Source organism: Sphingobium sp. B7D2B, from assembly GCF_025961895.1.
In the GTDB taxonomy this organism is placed as follows: domain Bacteria; phylum Pseudomonadota; class Alphaproteobacteria; order Sphingomonadales; family Sphingomonadaceae; genus Sphingobium.
Genome location: NZ_JAOQOM010000001.1, coordinates 144,879 through 170,548, shown reverse-complemented (window position 1 = coordinate 170,548; position 25,670 = coordinate 144,879). Strand labels below are relative to the sequence as shown.

The window sequence follows — 25,670 nt, the reverse complement described above, 5'->3', positions numbered from 1 at the left end:
TTTTGTTATCGGACCCGCTGGTATCAATCAGCGAGCCGGACGGGCGCTGACCTCAGCAGCCCCGCTGGCTATCCGCATAAAAGCTCTCGACCACGGCCCAGCCTTCTTCTGCCGTTTCGACCCAGCTGATCAGATCGAGATCGCGTGGGCTGATCACGCCTTCCTCGGCCAACGCCTTGAAATTGACGACGCGCATCCAGAAGTCCTTGCCGAACAGCAGGATCGGGATGCGCTTCATCTTGCCGGTCTGCACCAAGGTGAGCAGCTCGAAAAATTCGTCGAACGTGCCGAAACCACCGGGGAACACTGCGAGCGCGCGAGCGCGCAGGGTGAAGTGCATCTTGCGCAGCGCGAAATAGTGGAACTGGAAGGATAGATCCGGCGTCACATAGGGGTTGGGCGCCTGCTCGTGCGGCAGCACGATGTTGAGCCCGATGGTTTGCGCGCCGACGTCCGCCGCGCCCCGATTGGCCGCCTCCATGATAGAGGGGCCGCCGCCCGAACACACGACGAAGTGATGGCAGCCAGCTTCGTTCGGCGGACATTGCGCCGCGATTCGCGCCAGCTTGCGGGCTTCCTCATAATAACGCGCCTTTTCGGCGAGACGCTCGGCGACCTTGCGGGCGCGCTCGTCGGGCGCGGCGTCGATCAGCGCCTGCGCGGCCTCCGGCTCGGGAATGCGCGCCGAGCCATAGAAGACAAAGGTCGAGGCGATCTTCGCTTCATCGAGCAGCAGCTCCGGCTTCATCAACTCGAGCTGGAAGCGGACCGGCCGCAGGTCTTCCCGCAGCAGGAACTCGTTGTCCTGGAAGGCCAGCTTGTAGGATTTGCTTTCCGTCTGCGGGGTGGGGATGATCCGCTTGGCATCGACGGCTTCTTCGCGGGCACGGCGAAACTTGCTTTCGCGCACTGTAGGCTGGTCTGTCATCCAGTGGCGCTAGACGATTTCGGCGGAGAAGAAAACCGGCGGGTTCAGCGGCAAAAACTGCCCCGCCCGCCCATGTCGAAATGGAAATGGTCGCGGTGGGCGCTGTTATAGTCCGGGCCGAGCACGGTGCGGAATCGCTTGCACGCGCTCTGGTGGAGGACCCGCAGGAACTCGGCGTGGGCGCTCTCGCCCTGCCAATCGTTCACTAGGCTGATTCGGCGCCCATCAGCCAGCACGAAGGCGGAAATGTCCACGGCATTGGCGTGGGCATGTTCGCTGCGCTTGCCGGCGATAGTCCCGCCCGTGCCACGGACATCGCGGCAGGCATAAGTGCCGAAGGTCTCGACGCGCACCACTTCGCTGCGCAGATAGAGTCGCGCGGCGGGGCGCACCGCATATTGCACCCAGGCCGCGAAATTGGCGGCGAGGGGGCAGGTCATCGGCCCAAGATTGGCCACTGGCGTACCGATCTCCAGCAAGCGGATGGTATCGATTGTCGTGCAGCCGCCGCCCCGATCCTGATTGGGCAGCGGCTCAAAGCGGACCTTGGCGGTCGAGAGGCGCGCCGCGCACAGGCGATAGCTCTCGCTGTTCGGCATTGTGCGTTGTGCGGGCGCTGCGGCGCCCGGCGCCCTTACACCCGTGCGCGGGCTGGGGCGGTCGGCGCAGGCGGCAAGACTGGTGACCAGCAGCAGGCCGACCAGCCTGCGCATTCCCGCCCTCAATCCGACCGATGACGCCCAATGGATCATGGCGCCGTTTATCACGCATCGCAGCTGAACAAAACCTAGACAGTGCAAGGGGATGCCTCGACCGCCGCGCGCGGTCTGGCGCATGTCCGCCCAAGCTCCGTTCAGCCCGGGCGAGGCACGCCGGTCCCGATCTTAGCCCGATCTTACATTGACACCCGTCTGCAAATCTCTATGGCCGCCGGCGGGCCACGCGGTCCCAACGCCGCGCGTGCTCTCTGCAAGGAGACGCATACCATGACTGACGTTACGAAGCCGGCGACCACGCCGGCCCGCCCCCATTTCTCGTCCGGCCCCTGCGCCAAGCCGCCCGGCTATGATCCGGCGAAGCTGGCCACCGAAGTGCTCGGACGCTCCCACCGCTCAAAGCTCGGCAAGGATCGCCTCGCTTATTGCATCGCCCTGATGCGCGAGCTGCTGAACCTGCCCGAGACACACCGCATCGGCATCGTGCCCGGCTCCGACACCGGCGCCTTCGAGATGGCGATGTGGACGATGCTGGGCGCTCGCCCGGTTACGACGCTCGCTTGGGAGAGCTTCGGTGAAGGTTGGGTCACCGATGCCGCCAAGCAGCTCAAGCTCGATCCGACGGTTCTGCGCGCCGACTATGGCCAGATCCCCGATCTGAATGCGGTCGACTGGTCGAATGACGTGCTCTTCACCTGGAACGGCACCACGTCGGGCGTGCGCGTTCCCAATGGCGACTGGATCGCCGACGACCGCGAGGGCCTTTCCTTCGCGGACGCGACCAGCGCCGTGTTCGCCTACGACCTGCCGTGGGAGAAGATCGACGTCGCCACCTTCTCCTGGCAGAAGGTGCTGGGCGGTGAGGGCGGCCATGGCGTGCTGATCCTCGGCCCGCGTGCCGTCGAACGGCTTGAGCAGTACACGCCGAGCTGGCCGCTGCCCAAGGTGTTCCGCCTGATGTCCAAGGGCAAGCTGGCCGAGGGCGTGTTCAAGGGCGAGACGATCAACACGCCGTCCATGCTGGCGGTCGAGGACGCGATCTTCGCGCTCGAATGGTCCAAGACCATCGGTGGCGCCAAGGGTCTCATCGCCCGCGCGCAGGCCAATGCCGATGCGCTCAATGCCATTGTGGAATCGCGCGACTGGCTGGGGCATCTCGCTGCCGATCCGGCGACCCGCTCGATCACCAGCGTATGTCTCACCGTCGAGGGCGCCGACGCCGACTTCATCAAGAAGATGGCCTCGCTGCTCGAGAAGGCGGATGCCGCTTATGACGTCGCAGGTTATCGCGACGCCCCGGCTGGCCTGCGCATCTGGTGCGGTGCCACGGTCGACACCGCGGACATCGAGGCGCTCGGCCCCTGGCTCGACTGGGCCTATGCCGAGACCAAGGCCGCGCTGAGCGCGACTGCCGCCTGACCCCACTTTCCGGTGCTCCTGTGAAAACAGGAGCCCAGGGCTCAGCAGCACTGCCATCCCGCCCTGGGCCCCTGCTTTCGCAGGGGCACTGTCTCTCTTTGAAGGACAGTAAAATGACCAAGCCCAAAGTTCTCATTTCCGACAAGATGGACCCGCAGGCCGCGCAGATTTTCCGCGAGCGCGGGTGCGAGGTGGACGAGATCACCGGACTGAAGCCCGACGAGCTCAAGGAAATCATCGGCAAATATGATGGTCTGGCGATCCGCTCGGCCACCAAGGTCACCAAGGAAATCATCGACGCCGCGACCAATCTCAAGGTCATTGGCCGCGCCGGCATCGGCGTCGACAATGTCGATATTCCTTACGCTTCGGCCAAGGGCATTGTGGTGATGAACACGCCCTTCGGCAACTCGATCACCACCGCCGAACACGCCATCGCCCTCATGTTCGCCCTCGCCCGCCAGCTGCCGGAGGCCGATGCCTCCACGCAGGCCGGCAAGTGGGAGAAGAACCGCTTCATGGGCGTCGAGGTCACGGGCAAGACGCTTGGCTTGATCGGTGCCGGCAACATCGGATCCATCGTCGCCAGCCGCGCGTTGGGTCTCAAGATGAAGGTCGTTGCCTTCGACCCGTTCCTGACGCCCGAGCGCGCCATCGAAATGGGCGTGGAAAAGGCAGATCTGGACACGCTGCTGGCCAAGGCGGATTTCATCACGCTGCACACGCCGCTGACCGACCAGACCCGCAACATCCTCTCGGCCGAGAATCTGGCCAAGACCAAGAAGGGCGTGCGCATCATCAACTGTGCGCGCGGCGGCCTGATCGACGAGGCGGCGCTGAAGGCCGGTCTCGACAGCGGCCACATCGGCGGCGCGGCGCTGGACGTGTTCCAGACCGAGCCGGCGACGGACAGCCCGCTGTTCGGCACGCCCAACTTTATCTCGACCCCGCACCTTGGCGCATCCACCAGCGAAGCGCAGGTGAACGTGGCGCTGCAGGTCGCCGAGCAGCTCAGCGACTATCTGCTGAGCGGCGGCGTTACCAACGCGCTCAACATGCCGAGCCTGTCGGCTGAGGAAGCGCCCAAGCTCAAGCCCTATATGGCGCTGGCCGAGAAGCTGGGCAGCCTGGTCGGCCAGCTTTCGCGCGACGTCATCCCTCGGATCTCGATCCACAGCGAGGGTGCGGCGGCCGAACTGAACCAGAAGCCGATCGTCTCAGCCGTTCTCGCCGGCTTCCTGCGCACGCAGACGGACACGGTGAACATGGTCAACGCGCCCTTCCTCGCCCGCGAGCGCGGCATCGAGGTGCGCGAGATCAAGACCGAGCGCGAGGGCGACTATAGCACCCTGATCCGCGTCTCGGTGAAGACCTCGCAGGGCGAGCGCTCGGTGGCCGGCACGCTGTTCGGCAACGGCGCGCCGCGTCTGGTCGAGCTGTTCGGCATCAAGGTCGAGGCCGATCTCGATGGCACCATGCTCTACATCGCCAATGTCGATGCGCCGGGCTTCATCGGTGGCGTCGGTGGCATTCTTGGCGAGGCCAAGATCAACATCGGCACCTTCCACCTTGGCCGTCGTGAGGCCGGTGGCGAGGCGATCCTGCTGCTCTCGGTGGACGAGACCGTGCCGCAGACGCTGGTCGACAAGATCTGCGCCCTGCCAAACGTGCACCGGGTCTGCCCGCTTAAGTTCTAAATCACGGCCCGGCCCGGCGTGCCATCACGTCGGGCCGGTCACGCTTGTAATTTATCCTCGCTTGGCGAGCGGAATCGGCTAAATGCCGCGCCATGACTGAAGCCATCGCTCCCGGATTGCTGCCCGAAGGGCTTGCCGATCGTCTGCCGCCCAAGGCGGAGGCCTCCGCCCGCCTTGTGCGCGAAGTGCTCGATACCGTTGCATCGCATGGCTATCGGCGGGTGATGCCGGCCCTGGCCGAGTTTGAGGAAACGCTGGTCGCGCGCTTGCAGTCGGCCCGCGCCGAAGATTTGCTCCGCGCCGTCGATCCGCTCTCCCAGCGCAGCCTGGCGATCCGGCCGGACATGACCGCCCAGATCGGCCGCATCGCCGCGACCCGCATGGCTGCGACCCCGCGTCCGCTGCGCCTGTGCTATGGCGGACCGGTGATGAAGCTGCGGGCCGACCAGTTGCGGCCCGAGCGCGAGCGGATGCAGGTCGGCGCCGAGATTATCGGCACGGACAGCGTTGCGGCGGCAGTCGAGATCGTCAATGTCGCCATCGAAGCGCTGCAGCGCGCCGGTGTCAGCGGCATCACTATCGACTTCACCTTGCCCGATCTTGTGACGATGCTGGCCGATGGCCCGATGCCGCTCCCTCAGGGCGACGTCGAGGCGGTCCGCGACAGTCTCGACGCGAAGGATGCAGGCTCGCTGGCGGCGCTGGGCGAAGCCGCGCGGCCCTATCTGGCGCTCATTGAAGCGACGGGGCCATTCCACCCCGCCATGGAGCGGCTCGAGGCATTTGACGCGGGTCCGGCGAAAGGCAAGCTGGATAACCTCATTGCGGCACTGCGCGCGATTGCCAAGCCGATCGGCTGGGACATCACGCTCACGCTTGATCCGACCGAGCGGCACGGCTTTGAATATCAGAGCTGGTTCGGCTTTTCTGTCTTTGCCGAGGGCTTCATCGGCGAGATCGGGCGGGGCGGCAGCTATGCGGTGGCGGGCGCTGACGGCAAGGCTGAGCCGGCCATGGGCTTCTCGCTCTACCCTGATCCGCTCATCGATGCCGGGTTCGGCACCACCGCCGCGCAGCGGGCGTTTTTGCCGATCGGCCATGATGGCGCCCGGGCTGCGGCGCTCCGGGCGGAAGGCTGGGTGACCATCGCCGCGCTGGATGAGGCCGACGACCCGCTGGCGCTGGGTTGCGAAGCGATTCTGGACGGCACCGAGCTTCGGCGGTTGTAAGGTCCCGGCTCGCCCGTATGGGCAGCGGACTGGAAACACAGCAATTTTCCCTGCTAGGGCGTCAGTGGAATGACGGACGTGGCAGAGGAGCCGATCGCTTGACCAACAAGACCTACGCGGTTTCGCGCAACCCCCTCTGGGTCAGCTGGCGGGAACGCTCAATTGCGACGGTGGATCACGACGCGATCCTGCGGCGGATCGTCGAGGAATCCGGCTGGTCGCCGCGTTATGTCTTCATGACGGTCATATCCGCCGGCATCGCCATTCTCGGGCTGCTGCTGCCATCCAGCGCGGTCCTCATCGGCGCTATGTTGCTGTCTCCGCTGATGATGCCGATCATCGGCCTGGGCTTTGCGCTCGCGACGCTGGACTTTGCGGAAATGCGCGCATCCGGCTTCGCGTTGGCGGTCGGCGCGGTGATTGCGATCGCGTTCACCGCGCTGTTCGTCCTGGTTTCACCGGTGCAGACCGTGACGACGGAAATCGCGGCCCGCACGCGGCCCAATCTCTTCGATCTTCTCGTCGCGTTCTTCTCGGCACTCGCGGGTGGTTATGCGCTTATTCGCGGGCGGGGCGAGACGGTCGTGGGCGTCGCCATCGCCATCGCCCTCATGCCGCCGCTCGCCGCCGTCGGCTTCGGCATCGCCACATGGAACTGGACCATCGCTGGCGGTGCTTTCCTGCTTTTCATGACCAACACGGTTACGATCACGCTCACGGCCGCATTCATGGCCCGGCTCTACGGCTTTGGTTCCCACCTCACGCCGGCCCATACCCGGCTGCAAAGCATCGTCATGGTGGTCTGCATGACGGCGCTTTCGGTGCCTTTGGCGCTTACCCTGCGACATATCGCGTGGGAGACGCTGGCCGCCCGCCAGGTGCGGGACGTGATCCAGCGCCAGTTCCCCCAGACGGCACGCATCAGTGATCTGGAAACGGATTTCAATCGCCAGCCCATGCGGGTCGTCGCCACCGTGCTTACGCCCTCTTATGCGAAGGATGCCGAGCGGGACACCGCGACCAGCCTGCGCGATGCGCTGCAGCGGGATCTGGATGTCACCATCGACCAGATCCAGGTGGGGGCGGGCAATAGCGAGGCGGCTCAGGTGGCCGCCGCCCAATCTCGCGAGCGCACGCAGAGCCTTGAGCGCTTTGCGACGACGGCGGTGGACCGACTGGCCCTCGTCGCTGGCGTGTCCAGCGATGCGGTCCTGGTGGACCGGGGTCGGCGCCAGGCCACGGTTGCAGCCGAGCCGCTGTCCGGCGCATCGCTCGATCTCTACCGCCAGCTGGAACGGCGCGCATCCGACGGCCTCGATGGCTGGACGCTGGTGCTGACGCCACCGCCCGCCCCGCTGCCGGTCATCGGCTTTTCGGGCGAGGCATTGACCCAGCAGGGCGCCGCCGATCTCGATCTGGCCGTGTGGGCGGCGCGGCGGGTGCCATTGGGCATCACCATTGCGGGGCAGGCCGCACGCGCCGAGATGGTGCGCGAGATTCTGCGTGCCCAACAAATTCCGGACCAGCGTCTGCTGATCGCGCCCAATGGCGATGCAGATGTCCGTCTGACTTGGCGCCTGCCGGACTGACGACGATCCGCTGCGAGCGGCGGTGGGTTACCAGTCGCTGCCCTCCGCCACCGCTTCTTGCTCCTCGGCCCGGGTTTGCCGTCCGAGCGCCGCATTGCGATGCGGGAAGCGGCCGAAGCGGGCGATGATCTCGCGGTGGGCCTCGGCGAATTTCAGATTATGCTCGAAGCCCGGCGCGCTGAACAACGCCACGCACAAGTCCTGATCGGTCAGATTTTCGCTGTGCATGAACGGCATGTAGAAGAAGGCGCGGGCGCCCTCGACGAATGCCTTGTCGAAGCCACGCTGCAATGCCGTCCGGGCGATCTCGCGGGCGAGCGGATCGGTCGCGAAGGCGCGAGCCTCGCCCCGGAACATGTTGCGCGGAAACTGGTCGAACAGAATGAGCGCCGCCAGTGCCGTGTCGGCATCGGCCACGAACATATCGGCAGGCTTGTCGCGCTGCGCTTCCCAGAGCGAACGGAAGAGATGCGTCAGTCGCACATCCTCTTCCTCGCTCGAATCGAACCAGCCGTCCGGGCCGATCTCATTGAGCCAGTGATTGAGCACCGCCGGCACCCAATCGGGATCGACATGCACCTGCGCCGGCTTGCGCTCGGGGAAATGGTCCTGCACGCGCACCGGCAGGCCATCGATGCTTTGTGTCCGGGTCGAAATGCGCGCCAGCCGTTCCGGCGTTTCGTTCTGCTCATGATAACGAGAGAGCGTGTCGCGATCCTTCTCGTGCCGCATGAAGGGCACGCCCCAGCCGCAACTCTCCTGCACGCTCTCCACCGCGATCATGAAAATCTGCCGGGTACCGGGCAGGATTGTGAAGGGCCGCGAGGCGAAATCCCATTCATCATCCTGAGGCAGCACCGCCTTGCCTCGCCCATAGAGTCGCAGGATCAGCGGGGGCTGGCCGAACGCACAGAACATGATGGTGATGCGCCCGTCCGCTGAAAGATGGGCCTGGGTCTCGTTGCCGGATCCACCCACATCCAGATAGCCGACCAGATTGGGCCCCAGCACGCGGAAGCTGTCCATGCCCTTGGGACTGAGGTTGATCCGCGCGCCGTCCGCAGCGGTGGCGACAAAGAAGACCGGCTGTTTCTCGATGAAGCTGCGTTGCTTGTCGGAAATGGCAGTGAAGAATTCAGACATGGGGCCTCAGGTCTTGCTGGTCGGATGCGCACATTGACGCGCATGGTTCATGCGCATAGCTTGCGCATATGAAGCTTGATCCTATCGCGTCCGGCAAGCGCAAGCCAGTCAATCTCTCGCTCGATACTGGCGTGGTGGAGGCCGCGCGGGAGGCCGGGATCAATCTCTCCCAGACCTGCGAAGCGGCCCTGCGCGCGGCGGCGAAGGCAGAGCGCGAGCGGCGCTGGCAGGAGGAGAACAAGGAGTGGGTCGAAGCCCACAACGCGTGGGTTGAGAAGAACGGCCTTCCCCTTGCCCGTTACCGCATGTTTTAATGGCCCAATATGATGTCGTTCGGCTGAGGTCGGGGCAGTATGTCGTAGACTGTCAGGCTGAGGTGCTGTCGGGCATCAACACACGGTTTGTCGTTCCGCTGGCTTATCCAAACGACGCGCCGCCGCCCCGGCCGGGCCTCAATCCCCGCTTTCGTATGCAGGGCGAAGACTGGGTGCTCGTCACCCAGTTTGCAGGTGCAGTGTCGGTGTCGGAAATCCAAGAAATCACCGGCTCCCTCGCGCAAGAAGAATACCGGATCAAGAACGCGCTCGACATGCTGCTGACCGGGGTGTGAGGGCATCGTCTAGTCGTCCCGACTGGCGCCTCAGCCCCCGGTGCCGCCGACCGTCAGCCCTTCGAGCAGCAGCGTCGGCTGGCCCACGCCCGCGGGCACGCCTTGACCCGCCTTGCCGCACATGCCGATGCCTTCATCAAGTGCGAGGTCGTTGCCGATGCCGACGATGCGGTGCAGCGCGGCGGGGCCATCGCCGATCAGCGTTGCACCCTTGATGGGGTCGCCGATCCTGCCATTCTCCACCTTGTACGCCTCGGTGCAGGAGAAGACAAACTTGCCCGAGACGATGTCCACCTGCCCACCGCCAAAGCTGCGCGCGAAGATGCCGGTCTTTACGCGGCTGAGCAGCTCGGCGGGATCGTCGTTGCCCGCGCGCGCATAAGTGTTGGTCATGCGTGGCATCGGCGCATGGGCATAGCTTTCGCGCCGGCCGTTGCCCGTGGGTGCCACGCCCATCAACCGCGCGTTGAGCCGGTCCTGCATGTAGCCGCGCAGAATGCCATCCTCGATCAGCACATTCTCCTGAGTCGGGGTGCCCTCATCATCGATGCTGAGCGACCCGCGTCGCGCGTCCATCGCGCCATTGTCGACCACCGTCACGCCCGGCGCCGCCACGCGCTCGCCGATCTTGCCCGAGAAGGCGCTGGTGCCCTTGCGGTTGAAATCGCCCTCCAGGCCATGGCCGACGGCCTCATGCAGCATCACGCCCGGCCAGCCAGGACCAAGCAGCACGGTCATCTCGCCCACCGGCGCGGGCATTGAGCGGAGGTTGACCTGCGCCTGTTTAAGCGCCTCGTCGATCGCGCGCTGCCAGGTCGCCTCCTCGAACAGGGAATCGTAGAGATAGCGCCCGCCAATGCCAAAATAGCCGGTTTCGCGCCGCCCATTCTCTTCCATGATGATCGAGACGTTGAGGCGGACGAGGGGACGCACGTCGGTCGCCACGAAGCCGTCCGGCCGCACGATCTCAACGACCGACCAACTACCGGCCAGCACCGCAGAGACCTGCACCACGCGCGGATCGCGGGCCCGCGCCGCGGCGTCAATCTTGGCCATCAGGTCCACTTTCTGCGCGAAGGGGACGAGATCGAGCGGGTTGGCGTCGGTATAAAGATGCCGGTTGGTGCGCTGAGGCGGCGTTGTCATCGGCTCACGCGCCGGGTCGAGCAGCTGGAGCGTCTGAGCCGCCTTGCGGATCGCCCGCTCGCTGATGTCATTGGCGTGCGCGAAGCCGGTCATCTCGCCAGAGACGCCGCGCAGGCCGAAGCCCGCATCAGTGGAATAATCCGCTGTCTTCAGCCGCCCATCATCGAAGCCGAAACTCTCTGTCGCAACATATTGCAGGTAAAGCTCGCCATCCTCGCAGCCGGTAAGCGCCTCGGCGGTGAGCCGACGGGCGCTATCCGGGTCGAGAGACCCATCGCGATACAGGAAGAAACGCACGTCTGTGGTCTGGGGAGCAGCATCTGTCATGGCCCTGATATAGGTCCTTTGGGGCACATCGCAAAGCCGCGCTGGAACCGGGACGTGCCGGTCGCCATTTAGAGGCCATGGCCGACTTCTCCTGGATTCGCGCAGAGGCGCATGGGCTGCATGTCGTGCCGGCCAAAGCGTGGGTCGATCCGGCCGATCCGGTGGAGACAGCCCTCGTCACGCATGGCCATGCCGATCATGCCCGGGGCGGCCATGGCCGCTGCATCGCGACGCCGGAGACGCTGGCCATCATGGACTTGCGTTACGGTCCGCCCGGCGCCGCGCAACCGGTGGCCTATGGCGAGACGATCAGCCTGCCGGGGAGCGTGCAGGCGACCTTCCTGCCGGCTGGGCATGTGCTCGGGTCCGCGCAGATCCTGTTTGAACATGCCGGCGAGCGGGTGATCGTCACTGGTGACTATAAGCGCCGGGCCGATCCGACATGCCCGCCTTTTCAGGTTACGCCCTGCGATGTGTTCATCACCGAAGCCACGTTCGGCCTGCCGGTCTTCCGTCACCCGCCGATTGGCGAGGAAATCGGCAAGCTGCTCAAGGCGCGCGAGGCCAATCCCGAGCGCTGCATCCTTGTGGGGGCCTATGCCCTGGGCAAGGCGCAGCGCGTCATCGCGGAGCTGCGCCAGGCAGGTTATGTCGAGCCGATCTATCTGCACGGCGCGCTGGAGCGGATGTGCCGGTTGTATGAAGACCTCGGGGTCGATCTTGGCGTGCTGCGATTGATCGCCGGAATGCCCAAGGGCGCGCTGGTCGGGCAGATCATCCTGTGTCCACCCTCGGCCCTCAACGATCGCTGGAGCCGTCGCCTGCCCGATCCGGTCACGGCCATGGCAAGCGGCTGGATGCGGGTGCGGCAGCGCGCGCGGCAGCGCAATGTCGAACTGCCCCTGGTGATCTCGGACCATGCCGACTGGGCGGAACTGACGACCACGATCGCCGAAGTGAATCCGGCGCAGACCTGGATTACCCATGGCCGGGAGGATGCGCTGCTGCGCTGGTGCGAACTCCATCAGCGCCGTGCCCGTGCGCTGGCGCTGGTCGGCTATGAGGATGAGGACGACTGATGGAGGCCTTCGCCGCCCTGCTGGATGCGCTCGTCTACACCCGCTCGCGCAACGGCAAGCTCGCCCTGATCGCCGCCTATCTGCGCGAGACGCCCGATCCTGACCGGGGCTGGGCGCTGGCTGCGTTGACGGACGGCCTCGATTTTCCGGCGGTGAAGGCCGGAACGATCCGCGCCTTGCTGATGGATCGCGTCGACCCGGTCCTGTTCAAGCTTAGCCGGGATTTCGTCGGCGATACGGCGGAGACGGCGAGCCTGCTCTGGCCGAACAATCCCGCTGCGCTCGATCCGCCGAGCCTGAGCGAAACGGTGGCGGCGCTGTCCGCCATGACCCGCCAGTCCGTCGCCCCCGCGCTGGCGCAGCTCATGGACCGGCTCGATGTGAATGGCCGCTATGCGCTCATCAAGATGGCGACGGGTGCGATGCGCATCGGCATTTCGGCGCGGCTCGCCAAGGTCGCCTTCGCGCAGGCGTTCGATGTGCCGGTGGACGATGTCGAGGAATATTGGCACGGCCAGACCCCGCCTTATGGCGCGCTGTTCGACTGGGCCGCGAAGGTTGGCCCTCCGCCGCGGGTCGACCATATCCCCACCTTCCGTCCCTTCATGCTGGCGCATCCGCTGGAGGATGATGTCATCGCGCGCGAAACGCTCGATATGGCCGACTATGGCGCCGAGTGGAAATGGGACGGCATCCGCGTGCAGATCGTCCATGTGCCGGAGTCGGATGGCGCGGGGCCGGGCGGGGATACGCGGCTCTTCTCACGCACCGGGGACGACATCACCGGCAGCTTCCCGGATATCGCGGCGGCATTTCGCGAGCCCGGCGTGCTCGATGGCGAACTGCTGGTGCGGGGGAGCCATCAGGGCGGCGAAGAGGGCGGCGCGGCGAGCTTCAACGCCTTGCAGCAGCGGCTGGGGCGCAAGACTGTCTCTAAGGCGATGCTCACCGATTTTCCCGCCTTCGTCCGCCTGTACGATGTCTTGCTCTCCGACGGCGAGGATCATCGCGCGTTGAGCTGGGAGCAGCGCCGCGCCGTGCTGGAGGCGCTGATGCCCCGGCTCGACCCCACCCGCTTCGACATTTCGCCGCTGATCGAGGCTGCAAGCCTCGCCGATCTCGCCGCCATCCGCGAGCGCGCACGCGATGATGCCATCGAGGGCGTGATGCTCAAGCGGCGGGATAGCCCTTATGTCGCCGGCCGCCGCACGGGCTTGTGGTACAAGTGGAAGCGCGATCCCCTGCTCGCCGATTGCGTGCTGATGTATGCCCAGCGCGGCAGCGGCAAGCGCTCCTCCTTCTACAGCGATTTCACTTTCGGCTGCTGGGATGGCGATCCCGATGCCGGCGCGGAGCTGCTGCCTGTCGGCAAGGCCTATTTCGGCTTTACCGACGAGGAGCTGAAGTGGCTCGATTCTCACGTCCGCCGCCACACCGTCAATCGCTTCGGCCCGGTGCGCGAGACGGATAAGAGCCTGGTCTTCGAAGTCGCGTTCGATTCGATCCATGAAAGCAAGCGCCACAAATCCGGTCTCGCCATGCGCTTCCCGCGCATCAGCCGCATCCGCAATGACAAGCCCGCCCATGAGGCCGACCGGATCGAAAGCTTGCGGGCGATGATCTCCGGCTAGGGGAGTCGGGACGGCTTACCCGCCGATTTCGGCGATCAGTTTCTGCCCATCTTCCTCATCCCACTCCAGCGCACCGACGATGCGGGCGACTTCCTTGCCCGCGCCATCGTAGAGAATGGTCGTCGGCAGCGTGCCAGTGCCGTAATGGAAGCCGAGCGCATTCTCCCGGTCCAGCCAGGTTTGCAGGGTGGAGAGCTTGCGCGCCGACCAGAAGGCGGGGACGCCATCCGGCTCCATGTCCTGAGAAACGGCGATCACCTTGACGCCCTTGGCTTCCGCAGCCTTGGCGGCGCGGTCGAGGGCAGGCAATTCGGCCACGCAAGGCGCGCACCAGGTCGCCCACAGATTGACCAGCATCGGCTTGCCCTGCGCAATGGCCTTGAGCGTCGCCGGTTTGCCCTCGATGGTGGTGAAGGGCTTGTCCGGCATCGCCTCGCCCTTGTGGCTGCGGTCGATGACATGGGAGAAGGTCTTGCCCGCGCTCCCCGGTGCAGCTTCGTCCGGGCTCACTTCATCGGGGGAGAGGGCATTGCCCACCGCGGCGGCGTTGCCGGCGCCTTGCGCGTTTTGAGCGGATTGCCTATCGCAGCCGCTCGCGGCCAGTGAGAGGCCGATCAGCATAGCAAGGGCAGAAATAGAGCGCATGGCAGACTCCGCAAGCAAGGGCGCGAACAGCATGTGGGGCGGTCGCTTCGCGGCCGGGCCGGCCGCCGTCATGCGCGAGATAAATGCCTCGCTTCCGTTCGACAAGCGCTTGTGGCGGCAGGACATTGCCGGCTCCATCGCGCACGCCCGGATGCTTGGCGCGCAAGGCATCCTTGCGCAGGACGAGGCGGCGACGATCATTGGCGGGCTGGAGGCGATCCAGGCCGAGTATGAAGCCGGTGATCTGCCCGAGGATCTCGACCTTGAGGACATTCATATGGCCACCGAGGCGCGGCTGGCCGAGAAGATCGGGCCGGTGGCGGGGCGGCTGCACACCGCACGTTCGCGCAACGATCAGGTGGCGACCGATTTCCGCCTCTTCGTGCGCGATGCCATTGATGAGGTCGATGTCAGCCTCAAGGCGCTGCAACGCGCGCTGATCGGTCGGGCGGGCGAGCATGCGCAGAGCGTCATGCCCGGGTTCACCCATTTGCAGAGCGCCCAGCCGGTGACGCTCGGCCATCACCTCATGGCCTATTATGAGATGATCGCGCGGGATCGTTCGCGCTTTGCCGATGCGCGCGCGCGGCTCAATCTCTCGCCACTCGGTGCGGCGGCGCTGGCGGGCACGGGCTTTCCGACCGATCGGCATATGACCGCGCAAGCGCTCGGCTTCGACGGGCCGACGCGCAACAGCCTCGACAGCGTTTCCGACCGGGATTTCGCGCTCGATTATCTCATGGCCGCCACCCAGTGCAGCCTGCACCTCTCGCGGCTGGCGGAAGAGTTCGTGATCTGGGCAAGCCAGCCCTTCGGCTTCATTTCGCTGCCCGATGCCTATTCCACCGGCAGCTCGATCATGCCGCAAAAGCGCAATCCCGATGCCGCCGAGCTGGTGCGCGGCCATGCCGGGCGGATCATGGGCTGCATGACGTCGCTGTGCGTCACCATGAAGGGCCTGCCGCTGGCTTATTCCAAGGACATGCAGGACGATAAGCCGCCTTTGTTCGAGGCGCATGATCTGCTCGGCCTCTCCATCACCGCGATGACCGGCATGGTGGAGACGACGACCTTCCGCACCGAACGGATGCGGGCGCTGGCCGAAAGCGGCTTCGCAACCGCAACCGACCTTGCCGACTGGCTGGTGCGGGAAGGCAATGTGCCGTTTCGCGAGGCGCATCACATCACCGGGCGTGCGGTCAAGGCAGCGGAAGAGGCGGGCGTGCAGCTTGCCGCGCTGCCGATCGAGACGCTCAAGGCTATCGACGCGCGGATCGACGAGCGCGTCTATGCGGTGCTGACGGTGGATGCCTCTGTCGCCAGTCGCAAGAGCTATGGGGGCACCGCACCCGATCAGGTGCGCGCGCGGATTGCCGAAGCGCAAGCTGCGCTGGATGGAGAGACCGGTCGATGAAGGCGATGAACCAAGGGATGATCGCGCGCGCCGCTCTGGCGCTGATCGTGGCGGCTGGTCTTGCGGGCTGCGGCTCGGTGAAGGATCTGCGCCCCAAGGAGGGCATGGGCCAAGTGCCCAAGGCCGCCGCCGCGCCCGAGCGGGAGACGCCCAAGCAGCTCATGACGCCATCCACCCAGGCAAAGCCGGACCGGCAGGCGGATCTGCTCGACCGCTCCATGGAGCGCGCGGAGGACCCGTTCGATTTGCCGCCCGGGCCGAACAACGGGCGGAGTGGCGACTAAATAGATTGCTTCTGCTCCGTTCGTGTCGAGCGAAGTCGAGACACCCAGGACAGTCCTAACGTGTCTCGACTTCGCTCGACACGAACGGGAACGTGGTGGTGGAGTTCTGGCCATTGGCGGCTTCCCCCGCTTGTGCCCCGCCTGATGCGGGCATAGGACTGGGGCATGGATATTCAGATCACCCAAGCCGCCGCTACCCCGCCTGTCATCCGCCGCGAGGATTATCGCCCGCCGCTCTGGCAGGTGCCGCAGATCAGCCTCGACTTCGATCTCGATTCCCGCGCCACCCGCGTTAAGGCCCGGCTTGAGGTCACCCGCGTCGGCAACCATGCGCAGCCGCTGCGACTGGATGGCGACGGACTGACGCCGCTGCGGGTCACCGTCGACGGCCGCACGCTCGCCCCCTCCGATTGGAAGCTCGAGGACGGCGACCTGCTGATCCCGCTGACCGGCGAGAGCCACGTCGTCGAGACAGAGGTCGAGATCAATCCTGCAGCGAATACACAGCTAATGGGGCTCTACGCCTCTGGCGGCCTGCTCTGCACCCAGTGCGAGCCGGAGGGCTTCCGTCGTATCACCTTCTTCCCGGACCGGCCGGATGTGCTCTCGCGTTATGATGTGACCCTACGCGCCGACAAGGCGACCTATCCCGTGCTGCTCGCCAATGGCGATCCTGTCGAGGCGGGCGATCTGGAGGGCGGGCGGCATTGGGCGCGCTGGACCGATCCGTTCCCCAAGCCGAGCTATCTGTTCGCGCTGGTCGCGGGCAATCTCGCCTGCAATGCGGACAGTTTCACGACCATGAGCGGCCGGCCGGTGAAGCTCGGCATCTGGGTGGCGGAAAGCGATCTGCCGCGCACCGACCATGCCATGAAGGCGCTTAAGGATTCGATGGCGTGGGACGAGCGCGTCTATGGCCGCGAATATGATCTCGACGTGTTCAACATCGTGGCGGTGGCGGACTTCAACTTCGGCGCGATGGAGAATAAGGGCCTCAACATCTTCAACACGCGCTACATTCTGGCGGACCCGGAAACGGCGACCGACCCGGATTATGATGCCATCGAGGCTGTGGTGGCGCACGAATATTTCCACAACTGGTCCGGCGACCGGGTGACCTGCCGGGACTGGTTCCAGCTCTCCCTCAAGGAGGGCTTCACCGTCTATCGCGATCAGGAGTTCTCCGCTGACATGGGCTCGGCGGCGGTCAAGCGGATCGAGGATGTGCGGGTGCTGCGCGCGGCTCAGTTTCAGGAGGATGGCGGTCCGCTCGCCCATCCGGTGCGGCCAGAATCCTATATGGAGATCAGCAACTTCTATACGGCAACCGTCTATAACAAGGGCGCCGAGCTGATCCGCATGATGGCCCGGTTGCTGGGGCCGGAGCGGTTCCGCAAGGGCACTGACCTCTATTTCGACCGGCATGACGGGCAGGCGGCGACCTGCGAGGATTTCGTGCGGGCGATGGAAGATGGCGGCGGCATCGATCTCGCGCAGTTCCGGCTCTGGTACAGCCAGGCCGGCACGCCGCGCGTGACGGTCGAGACCGCGCATGATGCGACGAGCGGCACGGTGACGCTCACCTTGCGGCAGACCGTGCCGCCGACGCCGGGGCAGTGCGAGAAGCAGCCCATGGCCATCCCGTTCCTGTTCGCTCTGTTCGACCGGGAAAGGGGCGCCCATGCCGGCGAGGAGTTGGAGGTGCTGACGCAGGCGGAGACGGTCATCACGCGCACCGGCTTCGCGCAGCCGCCGGTGCTGTCGCTCAATCGCAGCTTCTCCGCGCCAATCGTGGTGGAAGCCGAGCAGAGCGCCCAGGATCTGGCTTTCCTCGCCGCACGCGATGACGATGCGTTCAGCCGCTATGAGGCGCTGCAGCAGCTCATGATCAATGGCCTGCTCAGCCACATTGCGGGCGGACCGCTGGAGAGCGGCGTGATCATCGACTCGATCCGCCGGACGATCAGCGACGACACGCTGGACCGGGCGCTGATCGCCGAAGCGGTGAAGCTGCCAAGCGAGGCCTATCTCGGCGATCAGATGCAGGTCGTTGATCCGGATGCCATCCATGCGGCGCGTGAGGCGCTGCAGCACGAGATCGGCGCGCAACTGGAGCAGGACTGGCGCAGGCTCCATGCCGATTGCGCGCGTAACGGCTTCTCACTCTCGGCGGACGCGCGCGCGGCCCGCAAGCTGCGCGGGGTTGCGTTGAGCTATCTGGTCGCGTCAGGCGCGTCGGACGGCCCGGCGCTTGCCTTCGCCCAGTTCGAGCAGGCGGATAATATGACCGAGCGCCAGGCCGCGCTGGCTGTTCTCGCCAATGGCACGGCGGCGGAGCGGGACGCAGCACTGGCGGCGTTCCACGCGCGCTATGCGGGCAATGCGCTGGTCATCGACAAATGGTTCCAGACCCAAGCTTTGGCGTTCCATCCGGAGACGGTCGATAATGTCGCGGCGCTGAGCAGCCACCCCGACTTTACCCTGGCCAATCCGAACCGCGCCCGCGCGCTTTACGGTGCGTTTGCCGCCAACCAATGGGCGTTCCACCGGGCGGACGGCAAGGGCTATGACATGGTGGCAGGCGCTATTATCGCGCTGGACAAGCTCAATCCGCAGACCGCCGCGCGGCTCGTGCCGCCACTTGGTCGCTGGCGCCGGTTCGACGCGCAGCGGGGTGCCGCGATGCGTGCTGCGCTGGAGCGGATCATCGCCGAACCCGGCCTCTCGCGGGACGTGATGGAGCAGGCGACGAAGAGCCTCGCCTGAGCGGGGTGGGTCTGCGGTCGGGCGTCAGGTCCGGCTGGAGACCCAGGTCGCCACGGCATTGGCGACATCGTTGGCGGCGGCGCTGATCGCCGGGGCGACGCCATCTGCGTCGATGCGGCTGACCGGCGCGGAGGCGGTGAAGCGCTGGCGCGTCACTGTCAGGCCGTCGGGCGAGAGCATGGTCGCGTCGAACGTGACGACCGCTTCCCGGCGCGTCGCATCGATGCCGAATTCAACCAGATCCCCATTGAGGATGTAGCCCGTGCGGGCGAGATACTGGCCGGGGTCGAGCACCAGGATATTGCTGCGGGACCGGATCGTCTCAGACAGCAGCGACTGGAATTGCCGGGCCGGCGTATCGACCCAGATCGCATCCTTCACATAGGCAAAGCTGGTGCTGTTCTCGCGCACCGCCACGCGCGGGGTCGCGAGGGCCTTCGGCACGTTCGGCACGTCGATGAACAGCGCGGAGTCGCTGGCACTGGACGCCGATACCCCGGCCGGCACCGTCGCCGTGCTGGCAATGGCGAGCAGCCGGTCGGGCGGCTCGGCACCGAACTTCACGCACCCGGCCGCCGAGATCAGCAGACCCGTGATCAGGGCCGCCCGCGCTGCCTTGCGCATCGCTACTCCGCTGGTCGCCGGGGCTGTCTGCACGTTCGCTCTGCTGTTCGTCATGGCTTGTAATCCGGCAATTTGGGCGAGCCGATCAAGGCGCCTGCACCCTGTTGTTCAACGGTATCCGTCACAGCCTGAAGCGAACGGGAGACCTGACGCAGATCGCGGACCAGCAAGCCGATTTGCGGCATGGTGTCGCGGGTGAAGGTCCGCATGCCAGGCTGTGCTTCCTTCAGGGTCGCATCCAGCGTTTCCAGCGTCGCGCCGGCATTGCGGATCGTCGTGCGCAGATCGCGGATGAGGGGGCGACCCTCTTCATTGACCAGCGCATTGGTGTTGTTCGCGGCTTGGGCGAGCGATTCGGCCGCCTTGGAGGCATTTTCCAGCGTCAGCTTGGCTTGTGTGATGGTATCAGCCAGTTCCGGTCCACGCGCGGCGATGTCGCCTGTCAGCTTGTCGAGATTCTGCAGGATGCCGGCAATATGCTTCTGGTTGCGATCATCCAGCAGCTCGGTCAATCGCTCGGTGAGCGTGGTAAGCCGCTCCAGCAGCATCGGGGCGCTGTTGAGCAGTTCGCCAAGCGCACCGGGTTTGGTCGGGATGACGGGGACGCCTTCGGGGCAGACCGACTGCGCATTGCGCTCCGGGCAGACGATCGGCGGTGCGCCGCGCACCGCGCCCTCAAGCTGAATTTCCGAGACGCCGGTAAAGCCTACGCCATTGATCGTCGCGGTCGTGCCTTGCAGGACGGGCGTCGTCCTGCTGACGACGATGCGCACGCGCACGAACTGGGGGTCGCGCTCCCAAAGCTCGATCGACTGGACCTGCCCCGAGGGCACGCCAGCATAAGTCACCGCCGAGCCGCGGGCGATGCCGCTCACCGACTGCTTGAAGAAAATGTCATATTCCTTGCGATCGGATTCGCCGATGCGTGAGAACCAGAAGGCTGCCCCGACCGTCAAGGCCATCAGGAGCAGGACGACCGCGCCCACGAACACATTGTTGGATCGTGTTTCCATCTATTTCCTGCTTTCCCCCAACGGCTTTATGGCGCCGTGGTTCCACCCTGTCCATGTCTGCGGCCGATTGTGCATCACGCGCCTCTCATCTTGGCGCTCTGGCCATGGGCAACGCGCCCGCGCGGCCCGTTGAAATATTCCTGGATCCAGGGATGATCGAGCGCCAGCAACTCGTCGATCGTCCCGACCGCGATGACCTTCTGATCGGCGAGCACGGCAACGCGGTCGCAAATGGCGTGGAGCGTGTCGAGATCGTGGGTAATCAGGAACACGGTGAGGCCGAGCGTCTCCTGCAGGGCCCGCGTCTGCTCGTCGAATGCCGCAGCACCGATGGGGTCGAGCCCTGCAGTCGGCTCATCGAGGAATAGCAGGGCGGGATCGAGGGCCAGTGCGCGGGCGAGGCCGGCGCGCTTGCGCATCCCGCCGGAGAGCTCGGAGGGGAATTTCGGCCCCGCATTATCCGGAAGGCCGGTCATCAGAATCTTGTAGGCGGCGATTTCCTCGCGCAGCTGAACCGGCAGATCGGGATAATATTCGCGCAGCGGCACCTGCACATTCTCGGAGACGGTCAGCGTGGAGAACAGCGCGCCATTCTGAAAGAGGATGCCCCAGCGCTTGCGGATTGCCAGCAATTCCGGGTCGGCCGGGTCGCGGTCCAGCATCTGCTCGCCGAACACCTCGATGGAGCCGGCATAAGGGCTTTGCAGGCCGATGATCGAGCGCATCAGCACCGACTTGCCGGTGCCCGATCCACCCACCACGCCGAGAATCTCCCCGCGCCGCACGTCAAGGTCCAGCCCGTCATGCACGGTCTGGTCGCCGAAGCGATTGACCAGTCCGCGGATGGAGATGACGGGATCGTCGCTAGCGCTCATTTCCACCCCAGCCAGGTGAAGAACACCGCGAAGATGGCATCGAGCACGATGACGATGAAGATCGCCTGCACCACAGCGGCGGTGGTGCGCAGGCCGACTTCCTCAGCATTGCCGCGCACCTGCAGGCCCTGGAAGCAGCCGGCAATCGCGATGATGAGGCCAAAGACCGGCGCCTTGATGAGCCCTATATAAAGGTCGGTCAGCGGCACGACTTCACGCAGCCGCTGGAAGAAGGTGACGGGCGGAATGTCGAGCGAGACCGCGCACAGGAAGGCACCGCCGATCACCGCCATGACCGAGGCATAGAAGCCGAGCAGCGGCATCATGATGACCGCGGCCATGATGCGCGGCATGACAAGCGCTTCCATGGGCGAGACGCCGATGGTGCGCATCGCGTCCACTTCTTCATTGAGCTGCATCGTGCCGATCTGCGCGGCAAAGGCCGATCCCGAGCGGCCGGCGACCATGATGGCCGTCATCAGCACGCCCAGTTCGCGGAACGTCAGGCGCCCAACGAGATTGACGGTCAGCACTTCCATGCCGAACTGCTCGAGCTGCACCGACCCTTGCTGCGCGATCACGATGCCGACGAGGAAGCTCATCAGCCCGATGATGAAGAGCGCCGAAATACCGACGACCTCGATACGCTGGACGACCGCGATGAGACGGATGCGGGAGGGATGCCGCAGAAGCATGAACGATGTGATGACGACGGCGCCCAGAAAGCCGAGCAGGCCGATCATCGTGTTGAAGGTCATCCGGGTTGCAACACCCACTTCCTCCAGAATGCGCACGATCGGATGGGGCGGCACATTGCGCGTTTCCAGCGGTTGATCGTTGCGCGAGACGACGTCGATCAGCCGCATCGCGTCGTCGCTGGCGCCGGTGATCTCCGCCTGCGTGCGTTTGGCGAGGCTGTGGACGATCCACGCGCCGATCGTGTCGATCTGGGTGACCTGCGTGAGGTCGATCCGTGCGACATCGCCCTCTATCGCATCCGTGCGATTGGGCAGATCGCCGAGCTGGGCGAGCGCAAGGCTGCCGGTGAAGGCAACCGTCCGGCCTGTTGCATCGTTGCTCTCGATGAGGTCGGCAGATTGCGTCATCTGAGCCACAGTGGGCCAGTTTGCGTTGCACGGCAAGCCGAATTGGACCATCTGGCGGGCCGCAGCCCGAGAGTACAGGGAGACATTGAGCGGTGCAGAGGATCGCGATCTACGACATGGACCGCACGATCACCGTGCGCGGCACCTATGCGGCGTTTCTCACGCATATGGCTCTCTCGCTGGCGCCGTGGCGGCTGATTTTCCTGCCTTTTGCGGGCATCGTCATGCTCGGCTACGTGCTGCGGCTGGTCGATCGTGGCCGGGCGAAGGAACTCAATCAGGCGCTGCTGATCGGGCGACGGGTCAATCGCGAGAGGATCCGCCCGGCCGTGGAGGCCTATGCGGACAAGGTGATTGCGCGCAACATCCGCGCCGGCGCGCTGGCCCAGATCGCGCAGGATCGCGCCTCCGGCTGCCGGCTGGTGATCGCTTCGGCATCCTTCCGGCTTTATGTCGAGCCGATTGCGAAGAGGCTGGGCTTCGATGATGTGATTGCTACCGATCATTTCAGCCAGGGTGTCGACTACATCCGGGCACGCATTGCAGGAGAGAACTGCTATGACGTCGCAAAGTTGCGGATGATCGAGGCGTGGATGTCCCGCGAAGGGATTGCCCGGGCCGATGCGCACGTCCGCGCCTATAGCGATCACGTCACCGATGCACCGCTGTTGGGCTTTGCGGACGAGGGCTATGCGGCGAACCCCCATAGCGCCTTGGCGTCACTGGCGGCGGAAGAGGGCTGGCCGGTACTTCACTGGTGAAGTTGCGCGGCGCGACACAAGGCAGCGTTGTTTAAGCCGGCAGTCCGATCAACGAAATCTGCCGCCCATAGCCCGGCTCTCCGGCATGGCAGGCGCGACGGTAGGAGAAGAAGCGCGCGGGCTGGCTGTACGTGTCCTCATCCAGCAAGGTGACCGTGCCGATGCCCGCCTGCGCCAGTCGCGCTCCGACATAGCCGGCGATGTCGAACTGCAGATGGCCAGGGCGGCCCTCGGCGAAAAAGCGCTCGTCATCCGGATCGCGTTCCAGGAACGGGCGCTCGAAACTGGCGCTTACCTCATAGCTCGCCTTGCCGATGCATGGGCCAATGGCGCAGGCGATGCTGGCGCGTGTTGCGCCCAAGGACATCATGGCGTCGATGGTCGCTTCCGCCACGCCGTGGAGCGCGCCTTTCCATCCCGCATGGGCTGCCCCCACGACGCCATGGGCGGGATCGGCGAAGAGGATCGGCACGCAATCAGCAGTGAGAACCCCCAGCAGCAGCCCGGGGCGCGCTGTCACCAGCGCATCGGCTTCCGGTCGGGCGTCGAGCGGAAAGGCGTTGTCCGCAATGACGACGCGGGCGGAGTGGACCTGATGAAGCGTTACCAGCGTCGATTGCGGCAGCACGGCGTCACGGGCCAGATCGCGATTTGTCACGACGGCATCGCGTTCGTCATCCGAACCCAAGCCGACATTCAGCCCGGCGTGAATGCCGGTTGAAACGCCGCCGGTGCGCCCAAGAAAGCCGTGGGGTACATCGCCCAGCGCGCCGGCGCGCAGCACTTCGATGCTCATGCGAACCCCGCCGATGCCGGCCAGTCCGGGTGACGCAGGGCGAGGGCCTTGAACAGCGTACCCATCTGAGCGGGCTCAACCAGCCGGTCGCGCGCGGCGCGCAGATCCTCGGCACGCGCAGGATTTGCGCGGGTAAGCGTGGCTGCGCGCGCATCGATGCCCAGCGCCGTGAGCAGGGCGCCCTGCCCGATGCATGGCTGTGGCCGCAGCCCGTGCGCCCTGCCGACAGCGGCGATCATGCCGAAGTCGACATGGGCGGTCAGGTCGCGGGTGCCCGGCGCATCGAGCGGATCGGCAAAGCGGTGCTGGCTCATCGCTTGCAGCGTATCGCCCGATGCCGGTCCCTCATAGCCATAATCGATGGTCAGCAGCGCACCGCCCTGTCGGCAGAGCCGCTGTGCGAGATCGGCGACGATGGCTTCGGCGGCAAAATTGCGCTCGACCATGGATCCCAAAGGCGCATCGCCGAGCGCAAGGGGAATGTGTTGGCCGCCATCCTCACCGCCAAGGATGAAAGCGGCGGGCTCGCGCTGCACGAAGCGTTCGCGCCAGCCCGCGCCGGTGCGCTGGAACTGGCGGATCGGCAGGGCATCGAAAAACTCGTTGGCGATGATAATGAGCGGGCGATCGTCGGGCAGTGTCGCCACGCTGTCATGCCAGATCGCCCCCGGCACCGCAGCCTGCTGGTGTGCGCGCAGTGTGGGGCTGGTCTCGACGAGATGGACCGGCGGCGAGAGCCTGGCTTGGCCCATTGCTCGCAGGGCGTCGGCCGCGAGCGTACCGCGACCCGGTCCCAGCTCGACATAGGCGAACGAAGGGCCGACACCGGCGCGCAAGGCAAGATCGGCCACCCAAAGTCCGATCAGCTCGCCGAACATCTGGCTGATCTCCGGCGCGGTGATGAAGTCCCCGCGCGCCCCCAAGGGATCGCGCCCGGCATAATAAGCGGCATTGGCTGCCGCCATAAAGTCGTGGAGCGAAAGAGTGTCGCGGCCCTGCCAGATGTCAGGCGACACTGTCTCGCCCGGCAATCGGCTCGACGCGGGTCCGGCGGCCCTTCGCGGTCACCACCAGATAAAGGCCCAGCACCAGCATCGGCAGGGTCAGCCACTGGCCCATATGTAGGCCGGTGCGTTCCGCGAACTCCATCAACTGGGAATCCGCCTCGCGGTAGAACTCGACGAAGAAGCGGGCAGCGCCGTAGCAGAGCGCAGCGATGCCAAACAGCTTGCCGGGCTCGTAGCGGGCCTTGGTCTTCCAGAAGAAGAAGGCGAGGATCGCGAACATCAGCGGCCCTTCCAGCAGCGCTTCATAAAGCTGGCTGGGATGCCGGGGCATGTCGCCTCCGCCGGGGAAAACGATACCCCATGGCACGGTGGTGACCTTGCCCCACAATTCGCCATTCACGAAGTTGGCGAGCCGGCCGAAAAACAGCCCGAATGGCACGACGCAGGCGATATAGTCCGCCACCCGCAGGAAGGAGAGCTTCTCGCGCCGGGCCATCCACCAGATCGCGGCGATCACGCCGATCGTGCCGCCATGCAGCGACATGCCCCCTTCCCATAGCTTGAAGATGTCGATGGGGTTCTGGAGGATCGACGGCTGATAGAAGAGAATATAGCCGAGCCGTCCGCCCACGATGATGCCGAGCGTGGCATTGAAGATGAAATCGTCGGCATGGCGCCGTGCCATGGGTGCGCCGGGCTGGCGGAGCAGCACAGTTAGATACCAGTAGCCGATCAGAATGCCGGCGAGATAGGCCAGACTATACCATTTGATCGCGAAGAAGCCGAGATCGAGGGCGACCGGATCGAGCCCGAGATTCTGGAAATAGATGGGCTGAGCAGCGGCCAGGACAGCAAGCGTCAAGTG

At 65.4% G+C, this 25,670-nt stretch carries 24 protein-coding genes; 12 read left to right on the top strand and 12 right to left on the bottom strand.

Annotation, left to right across the window (positions count from 1 at the left end):
• Nucleotides 1-52: 52 nt before the first annotated feature.
• On the bottom strand, nt 53-928 hold the full coding sequence (locus M2341_RS00775; protein WP_264583865.1) for a TIGR00730 family Rossman fold protein: 876 nt from the start codon (nt 926-928) through the stop codon (nt 53-55).
• Between the two features lie 44 nt (nt 929-972).
• Entirely contained in the window at nt 973-1,641 is a 669-nt protein-coding gene (locus tag M2341_RS00770; RefSeq protein WP_264583864.1) for an extensin family protein, read from the bottom strand.
• A 273-nt stretch (nt 1,642-1,914) separates the two neighbouring features.
• On the opposite strand from M2341_RS00770, the gene M2341_RS00765 reads away from it, so the two are divergent.
• The 4 genes from M2341_RS00765 to M2341_RS00750 all read left to right on the top strand — a co-directional run bounded on the left by M2341_RS00765 (nt 1,915) and on the right by M2341_RS00750 (nt 7,578).
• Nucleotides 1,915-3,063, top strand: a complete 1,149-nt coding sequence (locus M2341_RS00765; protein WP_264583863.1) for a phosphoserine transaminase — start codon at nt 1,915-1,917, stop codon at nt 3,061-3,063.
• Between the two features lie 113 nt (nt 3,064-3,176).
• Nucleotides 3,177-4,760, top strand: coding sequence for a phosphoglycerate dehydrogenase (gene serA, locus M2341_RS00760; RefSeq protein WP_264571656.1), 1,584 nt, complete (start codon nt 3,177-3,179; stop codon nt 4,758-4,760).
• Nucleotides 4,761-4,852: 92 nt separating this feature from the next.
• Nucleotides 4,853-5,989, top strand: coding sequence for an ATP phosphoribosyltransferase regulatory subunit (locus M2341_RS00755; RefSeq protein WP_264583862.1), 1,137 nt, complete (start codon nt 4,853-4,855; stop codon nt 5,987-5,989).
• 98 nt (nt 5,990-6,087) lie between these two features.
• Complete coding sequence (locus M2341_RS00750) at nt 6,088-7,578, top strand: DUF389 domain-containing protein (RefSeq protein ID WP_264583861.1); 1,491 nt, start codon at nt 6,088-6,090, stop codon at nt 7,576-7,578.
• A gap of 27 nt (nt 7,579-7,605) precedes the next feature.
• Here M2341_RS00750 and M2341_RS16430 read toward each other — a convergent pair whose 3' ends face one another.
• Nucleotides 7,606-8,721: a DUF924 family protein gene (locus M2341_RS16430; protein ID WP_319801034.1), complete on the bottom strand. Its 1,116-nt coding sequence runs from the start codon at nt 8,719-8,721 to the stop codon at nt 7,606-7,608.
• 68 nt (nt 8,722-8,789) lie between these two features.
• Here M2341_RS16430 and M2341_RS00735 point away from each other — a divergent pair, with 68 nt between their 5' ends.
• Nucleotides 8,790-9,035, top strand: coding sequence for a type II toxin-antitoxin system CcdA family antitoxin (locus M2341_RS00735; RefSeq protein WP_181561102.1), 246 nt, complete (start codon nt 8,790-8,792; stop codon nt 9,033-9,035).
• Nucleotides 9,035-9,331 (top strand): CcdB family protein, encoded by a 297-nt coding sequence (locus M2341_RS00730; RefSeq protein WP_264577713.1) that lies wholly within the window; start codon nt 9,035-9,037, stop codon nt 9,329-9,331. Before M2341_RS00735 ends, M2341_RS00730 begins: the two co-directional genes overlap by 1 nt.
• Before the next feature lie 30 nt (nt 9,332-9,361).
• Here M2341_RS00730 and tldD read toward each other — a convergent pair whose 3' ends face one another.
• The gene (tldD, locus tag M2341_RS00725; protein WP_264583860.1) at nt 9,362-10,804 is read right to left on the bottom strand and encodes a metalloprotease TldD; all 1,443 of its coding nucleotides are present in this window, start codon (nt 10,802-10,804) and stop codon (nt 9,362-9,364) included.
• Between the two features lie 77 nt (nt 10,805-10,881).
• Between tldD and M2341_RS00720 the strand changes: the two genes are divergently transcribed.
• Together M2341_RS00720 and M2341_RS00715 are read left to right on the top strand one after the other, a co-directional pair.
• On the top strand, nt 10,882-11,883 hold the full coding sequence (locus tag M2341_RS00720) for a ligase-associated DNA damage response exonuclease (protein WP_264583859.1): 1,002 nt from the start codon (nt 10,882-10,884) through the stop codon (nt 11,881-11,883).
• The gene (locus M2341_RS00715; protein WP_264583858.1) at nt 11,883-13,514 is read left to right on the top strand and encodes a cisplatin damage response ATP-dependent DNA ligase; all 1,632 of its coding nucleotides are present in this window, start codon (nt 11,883-11,885) and stop codon (nt 13,512-13,514) included. Before M2341_RS00720 ends, M2341_RS00715 begins: the two co-directional genes overlap by 1 nt.
• A gap of 15 nt (nt 13,515-13,529) precedes the next feature.
• Here M2341_RS00715 and M2341_RS00710 read toward each other — a convergent pair whose 3' ends face one another.
• The gene (locus M2341_RS00710) at nt 13,530-14,159 is read right to left on the bottom strand and encodes a TlpA family protein disulfide reductase (RefSeq protein ID WP_264583857.1); all 630 of its coding nucleotides are present in this window, start codon (nt 14,157-14,159) and stop codon (nt 13,530-13,532) included.
• Nucleotides 14,160-14,190: 31 nt separating this feature from the next.
• Between M2341_RS00710 and argH the strand changes: the two genes are divergently transcribed.
• From argH to pepN, 3 genes are all read left to right on the top strand, one after another.
• Nucleotides 14,191-15,573 (top strand): argininosuccinate lyase, encoded by a 1,383-nt coding sequence (gene argH / locus M2341_RS00705; protein WP_264585953.1) that lies wholly within the window; start codon nt 14,191-14,193, stop codon nt 15,571-15,573.
• A complete protein-coding gene (locus M2341_RS00700) occupies nt 15,570-15,857 on the top strand; it encodes a hypothetical protein (protein WP_264583856.1) in 288 nt (95 codons plus the stop codon). Before argH ends, M2341_RS00700 begins: the two co-directional genes overlap by 4 nt.
• Nucleotides 15,858-16,022: 165 nt before the next feature.
• Nucleotides 16,023-18,623, top strand: coding sequence for an aminopeptidase N (pepN, locus tag M2341_RS00695; protein ID WP_264583855.1), 2,601 nt, complete (start codon nt 16,023-16,025; stop codon nt 18,621-18,623).
• A gap of 24 nt (nt 18,624-18,647) precedes the next feature.
• Here pepN and M2341_RS00690 read toward each other — a convergent pair whose 3' ends face one another.
• The 4 genes from M2341_RS00690 to M2341_RS00675 form a co-directional block, all read right to left on the bottom strand.
• Nucleotides 18,648-19,301, bottom strand: a complete 654-nt coding sequence (locus M2341_RS00690) for an ABC-type transport auxiliary lipoprotein family protein (protein WP_264583854.1) — start codon at nt 19,299-19,301, stop codon at nt 18,648-18,650.
• Nucleotides 19,298-20,260: an MlaD family protein gene (locus tag M2341_RS00685; protein ID WP_181561110.1), complete on the bottom strand. Its 963-nt coding sequence runs from the start codon at nt 20,258-20,260 to the stop codon at nt 19,298-19,300. The genes M2341_RS00690 and M2341_RS00685 overlap by 4 nt, the downstream gene beginning before the upstream one ends.
• Nucleotides 20,261-20,334: 74 nt before the next feature.
• On the bottom strand, nt 20,335-21,135 hold the full coding sequence (locus M2341_RS00680; protein WP_264571668.1) for an ABC transporter ATP-binding protein: 801 nt from the start codon (nt 21,133-21,135) through the stop codon (nt 20,335-20,337).
• Nucleotides 21,132-22,241: an ABC transporter permease gene (locus M2341_RS00675; RefSeq protein WP_264583853.1), complete on the bottom strand. Its 1,110-nt coding sequence runs from the start codon at nt 22,239-22,241 to the stop codon at nt 21,132-21,134. The genes M2341_RS00680 and M2341_RS00675 overlap by 4 nt, the downstream gene beginning before the upstream one ends.
• Before the next feature lie 116 nt (nt 22,242-22,357).
• Between M2341_RS00675 and M2341_RS00670 the strand changes: the two genes are divergently transcribed.
• Nucleotides 22,358-23,002 carry an HAD family hydrolase gene (locus M2341_RS00670; RefSeq protein WP_264585952.1) on the top strand — a complete coding sequence of 215 codons (645 nt, stop codon included), beginning with the start codon at nt 22,358-22,360 and terminating at the stop codon, nt 23,000-23,002.
• Nucleotides 23,003-23,033: 31 nt separating this feature from the next.
• On the opposite strand, the gene pgeF is transcribed toward M2341_RS00670, so the two are convergent.
• The 3 genes from pgeF to lgt are packed head-to-tail and all read right to left on the bottom strand — an operon-like array spanning nt 23,034 to nt 25,667.
• On the bottom strand, nt 23,034-23,798 hold the full coding sequence (gene pgeF / locus M2341_RS00665) for a peptidoglycan editing factor PgeF (RefSeq protein ID WP_264583852.1): 765 nt from the start codon (nt 23,796-23,798) through the stop codon (nt 23,034-23,036).
• Nucleotides 23,795-24,814 carry a class I SAM-dependent methyltransferase gene (locus M2341_RS00660; RefSeq protein WP_264583851.1) on the bottom strand — a complete coding sequence of 340 codons (1,020 nt, stop codon included), beginning with the start codon at nt 24,812-24,814 and terminating at the stop codon, nt 23,795-23,797. The genes pgeF and M2341_RS00660 overlap by 4 nt, the downstream gene beginning before the upstream one ends.
• Nucleotides 24,804-25,667: a prolipoprotein diacylglyceryl transferase gene (gene lgt, locus M2341_RS00655; protein ID WP_264583850.1), complete on the bottom strand. Its 864-nt coding sequence runs from the start codon at nt 25,665-25,667 to the stop codon at nt 24,804-24,806. Before lgt ends, M2341_RS00660 begins: the two co-directional genes overlap by 11 nt.
• Nucleotides 25,668-25,670: the final 3 nt, after the last annotated feature.